Origin of the sequence: Hymenobacter psychrophilus, from assembly GCF_900107135.1 — a bacterium.
GTDB classification, from domain to species: domain Bacteria; phylum Bacteroidota; class Bacteroidia; order Cytophagales; family Hymenobacteraceae; genus Hymenobacter; species Hymenobacter psychrophilus.
The window spans coordinates 300,301-312,470 of record NZ_FNOV01000003.1 but is presented as its reverse complement, the minus strand read 5'-3'; the positions used below and the strand labels follow the sequence as shown (position 1 = coordinate 312,470).

Annotated in this window: 8 protein-coding genes and 1 pseudogene; 5 read left to right on the top strand and 4 right to left on the bottom strand. The window is 61.5% G+C overall.

Features of this window, described 5'->3' with window-relative positions; all coding sequences use genetic code 11:
- Window positions 1–202: 202 nt before the first annotated feature.
- The 3 genes and pseudogenes from nusA to BLW21_RS06320 all read right to left on the bottom strand — a co-directional run.
- A pseudogene (nusA, locus tag BLW21_RS06330) lies at window positions 203–1,438 on the bottom strand (transcription termination factor NusA); the annotation flags it as partial.
- A gap of 131 nt (window positions 1,439–1,569) precedes the next feature.
- A complete protein-coding gene (locus tag BLW21_RS06325; protein ID WP_175470876.1) occupies window positions 1,570–2,049 on the bottom strand; it encodes a ribosome maturation factor RimP in 480 nt (159 codons plus the stop codon).
- 294 nt (window positions 2,050–2,343) lie between these two features.
- Entirely contained in the window at window positions 2,344–4,032 is a 1,689-nt protein-coding gene (locus tag BLW21_RS06320) for a T9SS type A sorting domain-containing protein (protein WP_092738603.1), read from the bottom strand.
- Between the two features lie 117 nt (window positions 4,033–4,149).
- Between BLW21_RS06320 and BLW21_RS06315 the strand changes: the two genes are divergently transcribed.
- The 5 genes from BLW21_RS06315 (at window position 4,150) to BLW21_RS06295 (ending at window position 11,153) form a co-directional block, all read left to right on the top strand.
- Window positions 4,150–5,283 carry an endonuclease/exonuclease/phosphatase family protein gene (locus tag BLW21_RS06315; RefSeq protein WP_139255106.1) on the top strand — a complete coding sequence of 378 codons (1,134 nt, stop codon included), beginning with the start codon at window positions 4,150–4,152 and terminating at the stop codon, window positions 5,281–5,283.
- A 297-nt stretch (window positions 5,284–5,580) separates the two neighbouring features.
- The gene (gene cysS / locus BLW21_RS06310; protein WP_092738601.1) at window positions 5,581–7,104 is read left to right on the top strand and encodes a cysteine--tRNA ligase; all 1,524 of its coding nucleotides are present in this window, start codon (window positions 5,581–5,583) and stop codon (window positions 7,102–7,104) included.
- Window positions 7,105–7,250: 146 nt separating this feature from the next.
- Window positions 7,251–8,261 (top strand): M28 family peptidase, encoded by a 1,011-nt coding sequence (locus BLW21_RS06305; RefSeq protein WP_092738600.1) that lies wholly within the window; start codon window positions 7,251–7,253, stop codon window positions 8,259–8,261.
- Window positions 8,262–8,353: 92 nt separating this feature from the next.
- Window positions 8,354–9,679, top strand: coding sequence for an alpha/beta fold hydrolase (locus BLW21_RS06300; RefSeq protein WP_092738599.1), 1,326 nt, complete (start codon window positions 8,354–8,356; stop codon window positions 9,677–9,679).
- Window positions 9,680–9,860: 181 nt separating this feature from the next.
- Window positions 9,861–11,153, top strand: a complete 1,293-nt coding sequence (locus BLW21_RS06295) for a MutS-related protein (RefSeq protein WP_139255105.1) — start codon at window positions 9,861–9,863, stop codon at window positions 11,151–11,153.
- Window positions 11,154–11,199: 46 nt separating this feature from the next.
- Here the strand turns inward: BLW21_RS06295 and BLW21_RS06290 are convergent, their stop codons facing one another.
- Window positions 11,200–12,105 (bottom strand): S66 peptidase family protein, encoded by a 906-nt coding sequence (locus BLW21_RS06290; protein WP_092738597.1) that lies wholly within the window; start codon window positions 12,103–12,105, stop codon window positions 11,200–11,202.
- Window positions 12,106–12,170: the final 65 nt, after the last annotated feature.

Genomic DNA, 12,170 nt, shown 5'->3' with positions numbered 1-12,170 from the left:
CTTCGGCCGTTGGTTCAACCGCATCTTCAGCGCCCGACGGCTCATCAGTTGCTGCGTCGCCGGCCTCGTCGTTGCTGACGATGTTGGCGACTGCGTCGGTGTTGCTGACGTCGTCGATGGCATTGTCGGCAGCTCCCGTTTCTTCAGCGGTGGCCTCCTCGTCATCGGCGAAGCGGGGCTTGGGAGCCGCTTCGGCTTCGTCGTCGAATTCGTTGCGGATAACCCGGAACAACTCCTCTACGGTTTCCTCCTCCAACTCGGTGCGGCGCACAATGTCTTCTTTGTTCACCGCTAGTACGGCGCGGCCGGTATCGAGGCCGATTTTCTTCAGCTCATCGATAATCCAAGCTTCCACTTCGTCGCTGAACTCGTCGAGGGCAATGTCCTCTTCGAAGTCGCCCGCATCGCGGAATACGTCGATTTCCATACCCACCAGCCGTGAAGCCAGCTTGATATTGGCACCGCCGCGACCAATGGCCAGGCTTACCTGGTCGGGTCGCAGGAACACCGATACGCGGCCGGTCTGCTCGTTGATTTTCATCGACGTGAGCTTGGCCGGCGACAGGGCCCGGGCGATGTACAGCTCCAGATTGTCGGTGTAGTTGATAATGTCGATGTTCTCGTTTTCAAGCTCGCGCACCACGGCGTGAATACGTGAGCCTTTCATGCCCACGCAGGCACCGACAGGGTCGATACGTTCGTCGTAGCTCTCCACGGCTACTTTGGCCCGCTCGCCGGGTTCGCGCACGATGTTTTTGATGGTGATGAGGCCGTCGAAAATCTCGGGTACCTCCTGCTCCATCAGGCGCTCGAGGAAAGCTGGGGCAGCACGCGAAAGAATAATTTTGGGCGTGCCGTTGAGCACATCCACGCGGTGTACCACGGCGCGGATGTTGTCGCCCTTGCGGTAGCGGTCTTTCGGAATCTGCTCGGTTTTAGGCAGGCTCAGCTCGTTGTCGTCTTTATCAAGGATGAGCGCCTCGCGGCCCCACACCTGGTACACTTCGCCTACTACAATTTCGCCCACCTGATCCTTATAGGTCTGGTAGAGCAAGTCGCGCTCCAGGTCCTTCACGCGCTGAATCAGCGTCTGACGGGCCATGAGCACGGCACGGCGGCCGAAATCCTCCAGCTTTACTTCCTCGGCCACTTCTTCGCCCACCTCAAAGTCAGGCTCAATCTTCTGGGCTTCGGCCAGCGGAATCTTATCGAAATCCCAGATATCCTCCGAGTTATCGTCCACAATTTCGCGGTTGCGCCAGATTTCCAGGTCGCCCTGGTCCACGTTGAGGATGACGTCGAAGTTGGAGTCGTCGTCGTACTTTTTGCGAATCATCGTGCGAAACACTTCCTCCAGGATGCTCATCATGGTGGGCCGGTCGATGTTTTTCGAGCGGGCGAATTCGGCAAACGATTCAATCAGGACGCTGCTGTTCATTTTTTAAGCTTTTAGCTGTCAGCTTTTAGCTGTTAGCTTTCCATCGGGGAGGGCTAACGGCTACTGCCAAAAGGTGAATAACTCAGAAACAAGGCTATCAGCTAATGGCTATCAGCTAACAACTCGAAAACTCATTTGAAGGAGATAACCACTACCGCCTCGGTAATGCCCGCGAAGGGCACGACTACGACGGGCAGGATTTTCTGCTTGTGCTTATCCTTGATAATTTCGGCCAGCTCGATGCCTTCGCCATCGGGCAGAATGGTTTCGAGCTTGCCGGTTTTCTCGGTGCCGTCCTGCAGTTTCAGCTGCAGGGTGCGGCCTACGTGACGGGCGTACTGGCGCGGGTCGCGCAGGGGCTGGTCGGCGCCGGGCGAGGTTACTTCGAGCGTGTAGCTCAGCTCGTCGCCGTAGTGCTCCTCGATGCGGCGGGCCAGCCGGCGGCTTACCTGCGCACACTCATCAATTCCCAGGCCCTGCTCGCCATCGAGCGTAACGGTTACTTTAGGCCGCACGGAATCCGAAACAGTCAAATCTACCGCGAACAGGGTGCCTTCGAGGGGCAGACTATCGCGCAGCATTTCCAGCAGCAGGTTACGGTCGAGGGTCATAGGCAGCGGGCCCGGGTAAGGGGCGGTAAAAAGAAAGAGGGGACGATACGTCCCCTCTGGTCTTACTTTCATCGTGTGGGGCAAAGGTACAACAAGAAATTGCCGCAAACAAGCCAGCATTTAGTCGTCAGTCCGTAGCCATTAGTGTCTGAACTGGCCCCAGCGGCATGTGATGGGCGTCTTGTCGGCTGCACATCAACAGCCAACCTGCGGCTGGTGCAACACCATTAGTCAGCTCTTGGTGGTACGGCTCAAACCGGCACTTAAGGCCAACGCTGGCGCGGGGTGCAGCGGCTACTCTACCAGCAGCCGCTGCACCCCGCGCCAGCGGCTGGTGCGCGCCCGTACCGAGTACACCCCCGGTACCAGTTCGGCCAGCGGTACGGGCACCGTTCGGGTAGCCGGGCCGGGGGCTACAGTCAGCGTCTGCACAAGGCGGCCCAATGCGTCGCGCACTTCCACTGCGGTAGGTTCGGGGGAGGCGGGCAGCTCCAGCGTCGTCTGCCCGTGGGCCGGGTTGGGATAGAGCACCAGCTGGCCCGCTCTGGCCGCTGCCGCCGCGCTGGTAACGAGCGGGGGCTGGTTGAAAAAAATGTCGATGCCGCGCGGATTGACGGGATTGAATATCTGTTTGGACGTGTACACGTCCAGGGCGCCATCGCCATTCAGGTCGGCCGCGTCGGCCGTAAAGAACAGGTCGAAGCCAATCAGAATGGCCGAGGCGGGCGCGAACTGGCCGCTGCCATCGTTGAGCAGCACCTGCGTGATGCCCCGGTCGTTGGTGGCCAGCAGGTCCAGGTCCAGGTCGCCGTCCATATCGGCCGAGCTAACCTGCCAGGTCGGACTCAGGGCCGATACGTTGCGCACGGCCAGCAGTCCGCCCGCCCCATCGCCGGGAACCAGGCTCAGGCTGGCCGTTTCGTAGCTGGTGCACACCACATCGGCGTGGCCGTCGCCCGTAAAGTCGCCCACCGTCAGCTTTGCCGAAAACCCATTAACGGCAAGGGTTGCGCCGGCCGAGAACTGGCCGTTGCCGTCGTTGAGGTAAACGCCCAGCAACTTGTCGGAAACCAGCAACAGGTCCAGGTCGCCATCCGCGTCCATATCGGCAACGCCGATGTCGCGCCCGGGCAGCGTGGCCAACTGCCGCGGTTCCAGTACGAAGTTGCCACTGCGCGTGCCGAGCATCAGTTGGAGTACCGAGCCCGCTCCCTCGGCGTCCATGAATACCGCGTCCGTCAGGCCGTCGGCGTTGAAGTCGCCGGTGACGAATTGCACCTTCGAGAGCATGCCCCTGAACACCGTCGTGCGGTTCGAAAAATCGCCCTGGCCATTGCCCAGGTTCAGGCCGACTTCCGATACCTGACGGGCGGTACTGGCCAGGATGTCGAGGTTGCCGTCCCCGTTGAAATCAGCCAGGAGTAGGTCGCCGGCGTTGTTGGTAATCGGAATGGGCTGTGTGGGAGTGGTCAGGAAGTTGCCCTTGCCGTCATTAAAGCAAATCCGGCCCCCCACCGCTTCACCGATTATCAGATCCTGGTCGCCGTCGTTGTCCACGTCGCCGGCTATTACGGCTGCCGGGAAGGTATTGATGTTTGGGCTGGCCGTCTGGGGCGGACCGAAGGTGGCCCGTCCGCGGCCGGCCGCGGCCCGGAACTCCAGCACCTGCGCCGGGCGGCTCACGCTGGCCGGCACGCTCACGCTCACCCGCTCGCCGGGCGCAAATGGCTGCTCGGGCCGGAACTCCACCTGGCTGGTACCAGCGCCGCTGAGCGTGCCGGCCCGTTGCCCCCGTCGTTGGTCGGTGTTCACGCGGATGGGGTCCGGGTTGGCTACCGGGCCGGAAAACGTGAGGCGAACGGGGCCGCCGGGGCTGGCAGTCAGCGTCTGGCGGGCCGGCAGGCTGCTGGTCAGGGCGGGGAGTTGGGCGTGGCTCAGCAGCGGAAAGCCGCAAAGCAGGCTACAGAGTAAGAGTTTAGGCATACAAAGCGAAGCAAGAAGTGATTAAGAGCCCGCAATATCTGCAACGGCGGCGGCAACTCCCGGCGCGGAAGGGCTACCTTTACCCGTCTGCTTCAGGTTCGTAGAAAAGTGTTGCCCGTGCGTCGTTCGTTTGCTTTCAAGTGCACTTTGCTGGTGATGGGATGGGTGCTGCTGGCCATTGCCTGTGCGCAGATACCCGCTTACACCTTCTGGCCGGCCATTTTTGGGGCCCTCACGCTGCCCGTGGCCCTGGGCCTGAACCTGCTGGCGGCCGGCTACTGGCTGCTGCGCCGCTGGCCGGTGGCGCTGCTGCCGCTGGCGCTGGCCGTGCTCACGTGGCCCCATTTCCAGCGCGGACTGGCCCTGCACCCGTTGCGCCTGACCACGGCCGCCGAGCCGGCCACGGCCGGCCCCGTGGTGCAGGTGCTGTCGGCCAACGTGCGCATCTTCAACGTGTACCCGCAGTTGCGCAACGAGGGCCTGCAATCATCGAAAGAGATGGTGCGCTGGCTGGCCGAAAGCAAGGCCGACGTGCTGTGTCTGCAGGAGTTTTATAATGAGCCGGCCGGCACCAAATCGGCCGATGGCAATGTGTTCCGGACCGTGGAGAAGCTGGGCAAGGGGGCCGGGCGCGAGGCGTTTCTGTCGAAAACCCTCACCAACAGCGCCGGGGCCGAATTTGGCATGGCCATTTTCTCGCGCCATCCCATCGTCAATAAAGGCACTATTCAGTTTGGCAAGCTGACGCAGAACCATGGCATGTGGGTGGATGTGCGCCTGCCCAGCCACGACACCATCCGGGTGTATAGCTTCCATTTGCAAAGCATGAGCATGGAAGAGCGCGACATCGTGGACAGCTACTCCAGCAAGTCGGGTCTGAAAAAGAAGGGCCTGGGGCTGCTGCGGCGCTTTAAGCGCGGGGCCGTGCTGCGGCATGCGCAGATTGATACGCTGCTGGCCCGCTTCGCCAAGTGTCCGTACCCAATGCTGCTCTGCGCCGACCTCAACGACGTGCCCTACAGCTACAGCTACGACCAGCTGGCCGACAACTTCCAGAACGCCTGGACCAGCGTGGGCAACGGCGTGGGCAGCACCTACAACGGCCGCATCCCCTTCCTGCGCATTGACAACCAGTTCGCCAGCCCTCGCTGGCAGGTGCGCGACTTTTGGGTGAACTACGAAATTCCCTACTCCGACCACTTCCCGACTACGGCTACTTACCAGTTGAAGCCGAAAGACGAGCCGCAGTAACCGGGGGCCGTTCAGTCAGCCCGCTATTTTATACTGGTTACCCGTCTTTATAAACTGCTGATTGAACTTTATAGACTGACTGGCTGGAGTTTTGTGCCTTTTGAGTTGGCTTTTAGACTTTGTTCTCTATAATTCGGGCCGGTTCGTAGTTGTTTTCCGGTCCCTCTGCACTCTGCGAAACTGCCGTTACTTTTGCACTACACACGCTCACGCCCAAACGCCGCTTTAGCAAGAGTGGAATTATCTGTCAGGAAACGAAAGCTATCAGCTGAAAGCTAGTAGCTAATAGCTCAAAATATGACTCAGCCTCTCGCGCTCTACAATACGCTTACCCGCCAGAAAGCCCCGTTTGAACCCCTGAACGCGCCTTTTGTGGGCGTGTACCTATGTGGGCCCACCGTGTACAGCGAGGCACACGTGGGCAACGCCCGCGGCCCGGTAGTGTTCGATGTGCTCACGCGCTACCTGCGCTACCTACAGTACAAAGTGCGCTACGTGCGCAACATCACCGACGTAGGCCACCTCGTAGACGATGCCGACGAGGGCGAGGATAAAATCGGCCGGATTGCCCGCGCCCGGCAGGTAGAACCCATGGAAGTGGCCGAGGGATACACCAACCTCTACCAAGACCATATGGTGGCCCTGGGCTGCCTGCCGCCCGACATCACGCCCCGTGCCAGCGGCCACATCATCGAGCAGATTGAGATGGTGCAGCAGATTATGGCTAACGGTTTCGGGTACGAATCCAACGGCTCGGTGTACTTTGATGTGCCGGCCTACAACGCTGCTGGCCGCGAATACGGCAAGCTCTCGAACCGGGTGGTGGAAGAGCTGCTGGCCGGCTCGCGCGACAACCTCACGGGCCAGGACGAGAAGCGCAGCCCCCTGGATTTCGCCCTCTGGAAGCGGGCCGATGAGCGCCACCTCATGCACTGGCCTTCGCCCTGGAGCGAAGGTTTCCCCGGCTGGCACCTCGAATGCTCGGCCATGAGCCGCAAGTATCTCGGCGCCGAGTTCGATATTCATGGCGGCGGACTGGATTTGATGTTTCCGCACCACGAATGCGAAATTGCCCAGAGCCAGGCCTGCGAGCACCCGACCAACGAGGCCCGGGTGTGGATGCACAACAACATGATTACCATCAACGGCCAGAAAATGAGCAAGGCCTTGGGTAACTTCATCACCATCAGCCAGCTTTTCAGCGGCGAGAATGAGGTGCTGACCCAGGGCTACTCGCCCATGACGTCCCGCTTCTTCCTGCTCCAGGCCCACTACCGCAGCCCCGTCGATATCACCGACGAGGGCCTGCAAGCCGCTGGCAAGGGCTACCGCAAAATAATGAACGGCCTGCGCCTGCTGGCTAAACTTGAGGCTGAAAATTCAGCGCGCCCTACAAAAATAGACAGGTTAGAAGCCGACACCAGCACTGCCGATACCGAACTGCGCAAGCTGGCTGACGACTGCTTTGCCGGCCTCAACGACGACCTGAACACCGCCCGCACGCTGGCCAGCCTCTTCAACCTGCTGCGCAAGCTCAACGGCTACGCCGCCAAACCCGATACGCTGGCCCAGCTGAGCCCCGAAGCGCTGGCCGAAGCCACTGCCACCTACCGCACGCTGGTGCAGAACGTGCTGGGCCTGCACGACGAGCCCCGTGCCCGCGCCGAAGACCTGCTGAGCCTGACGCTGCACTTCTACCAGGAAGCTAAAACGGCCAAAGACTACGGTAAAGTCGATGAAATCCGGGCCGCGCTCAAGCAGCAGGGCATCGTGGTGAAAGACTCCAAAACCGGCGTCGACTGGGCGTATAGCGAGGAGTAGCGGAACAAGCGGCGAGCGATAGGCCGCAAGCGCCAAGTTTCAACTCTCAGGCTTGCCGGTTCTGGCCGCAGGCTAGTAAAACAGAACGCTTGCGGCTGGTAGCTTGCGGCACCCTTCTTATCTACCTATCTCAAGCATTTAGCGCCATGAAAACCATTTTCCGAATTGCCCCAGCCGCGCTGGCGGGACTGCTGCTACTCACCGGCTGCCCCGGTAACAAGGATGCGGCCGACAACCCGGCCGCCGCCGAAGCTGCCCTGCCCAAAACCCCCGCCTTCAACGCCGACTCGGCCTACGCCTACACTGCCCGGCAGGTAGCGTTCGGACCGCGGGTGCCCAACACGACGGCCCACGTGAAAACCGGCGACTGGATAATCGGGCAGTTCAAAAAATACGGCCTGACGGTGCAGGAGCAGCCTTTTGAGGCCAAGGCCTTCGATGGCAATATCCTCAAATCGCGCAACATCATCGCCCGCTTTCACCCCGCCGCCCCGCGCCGGGTGGCCGTGTTTGCCCACTGGGACACCCGCCCCTTCGCCGATAAGGATACCGAGAACAAGAATGCCCCGCTCGACGGCGCTTCCGATGGCGCCAGCGGCGTGGCCGTGGCCCTGGAGCTGGCGCGTGTGCTGGCCGCCCAGCCCGATACCCTGGCGCCGGGCGTGGGCGTCGATTTCATCCTGTTCGACTCGGAGGATTACGGCTACGATGGTGTCACGCAAGCCGACAAAGAGAACCTGCTCGGCAGCCAGGACAGCTGGTGCCTGGGCTCGCAGTATTGGGCCAAAAACGTGGTGCCGGCTAACTACAAGCCTAATTTCGGCATTTTGCTAGATATGGTAGGAGCCCAGGGAGCCAAGTTCAGTCGCGAGGGACTCTCGCGGGTGAAGGCTCCCGATGTAGTGGAGAAAGTCTGGAATACGGCCTCCCAACTGGGCTTCTCCGACTATTTTATCTACGCTGACTCCCCCGAAATTGACGACGACCACCGGTATACCAACGAGGCTGGCGTGCGCACCATTGACGTTCTCGACTTCCTGCCCAGCGGCGATTTCCAGCCCTATCACCATACCACCAAGGACAACATGAGCATCATCGACCGGCGCACCCTGAAGGCCGTGGGCCAGACGGTGCTGACGGTTATCTACGGCGAGTAAGGCGGCTACCTTCCAAATTGAAATTGCGGGGTAAGAGCTCCGGTGACGTAAGTTGCCGGAGCTTTTTCATTATCCCCTGTTTCGCCCCACTTATGCAACGTGCGCTACTCGCAACCAGCCTGTTTTGTCTGACACTCACCGCGCCGGCCCGGAGCCAGCAGGTGCTTCAGCAAGCAGTTGTGGATGGTATTGCCCAGAAGGTGGATGCCAAGCCCTATGCCGGGCTGCCCTACCGGCTCACAGCGCGCATCAGCGTGGATACTGCGCAAGCCGGCAAATCCGACGCATGGATAATGGTTTCGGCATGGGGCGCAAAGCAGCAGTTTTTAACAGTTGCCTATTTGCCGGAAAAGGCAGTGGAGAAGCAATGGCGTGTTTATACCGTTCGCGGGAAGGTGCCCAAGCAGGTCGATTCGTTGGAAATTGCAGGGCTGGCCTATCTGGATGGCCCATTCGGGTTCGATGATTTCAAGCTGGAAGTGGAGCGCCGCAAGGGCCAGTGGGAGCCCGTGTTGCTGCGTAATTCCGACTTTGAAGGTGCCCTCCCCGCCTCAGCAATGGGTATTCCGGCTGGTTGGCGGTCGTTTTACCCCACCCCGAGCTTCGTTCGCCAGGTAGCCACTGACGGCACCGGCAACCGCTATTTCAGCCTGCGGGGGCTCCATATTGTGAACTACGGCCGCAACCCGGCCGCCGGGCGCTTTGCAACGGTAAACGGAACGCGGATCTACTACGAAACCTACGGCCAGGGAGAGCCGCTGCTGCTGCTACACGGCAACGGCGAATCCATCAGCAGCTTCCGGCAGCAGCTTGGGGCGCTGGCCCGAGAGTACCGGGTAATTGCCGTCGATACCCGCGACCAGGGGCAGTCGGCCGCTACCAAGGGCCGGCTGAGCTACGATCTGTTCGCCGATGATATGCACGCGTTGTTGGAGCAGCTGCAAGTGCCGGCTGCGCACGTTGTGGGCTGGAGCGACGGGGGTAATACCGGCCTGAGCATGGCCCTGCGCTACCCCGCCCAGGTGCGCAGTCTCGTTACGATGGGGGCCAACCTCTACGCCGACACGACGGCCGTCGACCCCGAAATGCTGCAGAAAGTCCGAAAAGACAGGCGGATGGCTACGTTGCTTAGCCCGTTCAACCAGAATTTTCGAAAAGCTCGCCGGCTTAACACCATGCTGCTGAACTATCCGCAGATGACACCTGTGCAGCTCCGCACCATTACGGCCCCGGTGCTGGTGCTGGCCGGCGAGAAAGATATTATCCGGGAGGCCCACACCCGGCTCATCGCCCAGAATATTCCCAGGGGCGAGGTCATTATTCTGCCCGGCCTGACGCACTACGCCCCCCAGGGAAACGGCCCGCTCTTCAACGAAACCGTGCTGGCTTTCCTGCGCCGGCAGCGGAGCGGACAGTAAGCAATTGCGAGCGGGCCGAAGGGGGTTGCTCGCCTGAAAATACCTCGGCAACGCAAGCTACCGGGGCGTTGCGCGTTATGGCCGTGCCAGTGTTTTTTGCTGCTTGATTGTCGGATTTTACCTCTCTGAATAAAGCCTGTTGGCTGCCAGCCGTCAGCTAAAAGCCAACAGCTCCAACAATATGCTTCTCGTTGATGACCTGCGGCTTGATGCCGACATCCTGCCGCTGTTCAATTTTACCTACTGCCACGAAGCAGAAACGGCAGTGCGCCAACTGCTGCGGGAGCTGCCACCCAGCGCGGAGCTGGTGACGCAGAAGCAGGCCGTGTTTCGGGCGCTGCTGGCGCAGTGGGATGCCATCGGCGAGTTCAGCTACTCCCGCATCCAGCTGGCCGAGGTGCAGCGGTTTCTGCACGAAGTGGTGAGCGGGCAGCTGGTGCTGGAAACCAACCGGGTGCGGCTGGCGGCGCGGCTGCTGGTGTCGGAGGAAGCGCGCTACCGCACCCGCGCCCGCTATGTGCAGGCCATAGCGTTTCTGCACCGGCTGGAGCATCACTACTTCCGCCGCCTAAACCCCACCGATTTTCCGCCTTTCGCCCGCGTCCGCCTCGCCACCATTACTCGGTTTCTGGAACGCTTCAGCCTGAGCTCGGCCGCCGAAGCTATTACTCAGGACCAGTTTTCGGCGGGCCGGATGGTAGATTTCGCCCGCCAGCTGCACGCCGTTGATGAGCAGGAACTGGCCGCGTTCTGGGCCGCCTTTTTCTGGCTGGAAGCCTGCTGGTCGGTGGCAAAGGGGCTGTGGCAGCAGGGCTTCGTGTTTCCCGAGTTTCAGCCCGCCGGCCTGCACCTGGCCGGTTTCTACCACCCGCTGCTGGCGTCCCCGGTGAAAAACACGCTCGACCTCGACCCCAACGATAATGTGCTGCTGCTGACGGGGCCGAACATGTCGGGCAAATCGACCCTGCTCAAGGCCCTGGGGCTGTGCGTGTACCTGGCCCACGCGGGCCTGGGCGTGCCGGCCGCCGTGGCCCGGCTGCCGTTCTACTCGTCCATCGTCGTGGCCATCAACCTCGCCGACAGCCTCAGCGGCGGCTACAGCCATTTTCTGGCCGAAATCCGCAATCTGAAGGCCGTGCTGGAAGCTGCGCAGGGACCGGACCGTGTGTTTGCGGTGTTCGACGAGCTGTTTCGGGGCACCAACGTGGACGATGCCCTCGACATTACCCGCGCTACCGTGGCCGGACTGGCCGCCTTCCCGCACTCGTGCTTTCTGATTTCCACCCACCTGCTCCAGCTCGAAAGCCAGCTGCCCGCCCAGCCTGGCCGCCGCACCTTCTGCATAGAATGTCGCCTCCGGGAGGGCCGGCCGGTGTTTTCTTACCGCCTCCAACCCGGCTGGTCGAGCCTGAAAATCGGCCGGATTCTGTTTGATAAGGAAGGCCTGCCGGAGCTGCTGAAGGGTAGCGCCTAGGCCAGCGCACGTCGTTTCCTGGTCTGAACTGACGGCCGGGCTCCAGCTACACCGTCATCAGCCGCGTGCCCCCCTCGTCCACCGTCAGCCGCACCAGCTGGCCCACTATCAAGGCCATATTCTGCGGCTCGTGGCCGACGGGAAAGCCGTGGGCCACCGGAAACTGGTAGCGGGCGGCGTAATGGTGGATGATTTCGTTGGGGGCAAGGCCGAAGGGAATGGCGTTGTCCTGGGGATTGGTGAAGTGGCCCACCACCAGCCCGGCCAGCCCGGCCAGCTTGCCGGTGCGGTCGAGGTGTACCAGCATCCGGTCGATGGCATAGCAGTACTCGTCAATGTCTTCCAGAAACAGGATGCGTCCGCGCGTATCGGTGTCGGAGGCGGTGCCGGTGAGGGTTTGCAGAATGCTCAGGTTGCCGCCTACCAGCTCGCCCGTGGCCGTGCCAGGCCGGTTGAGCGGGTGCGCCGGCACCCCGTAGGCCAACTCTTCGCCAAACAGCGCCCGCCGCAGGCTTTCCAATGATTCAGCCCCGCCTTCCTGGTTGAATAACAGCGGCATTACGCCGTGAATGCTCTGGAAGCCGCGGGCCAGCAGGTGGCAGTTGAGGGTGGTGATATCGGAAAAACCGGCCACCCATTTGGGCGCTTCAGCGAAGCGCGCAAAGTCTAGTCCGTCGATGATGCGGGTGGTGCCATAGCCGCCGCGGGCGCAGAAAACAGCCCGGATTTCGGGGTCGTCGAGCTGCTGCTGCAGGTCGCGCTGGCGCACTTCGTCGGCGCCGCCGAACTGGTGCTGGCTGATGTTGGTGCTCGCGCCCAGCCGCACGCGCAGGCCCCAGCCTTCGAGCGTGGCCACGGCCGCGGCCAGCTCGGTGTGCGAAGCTGCCCGGGCCGGGCAGACAATGGCCACCTGGTCGGCGGGGCGCAGTGGGGGCGGAGCAAGAGTAGACATGGGTCAAAAGTAGCTGTCCGTTGATAACCGACAACTCAAACGGCACCTCTTTCCTACTATCCTTC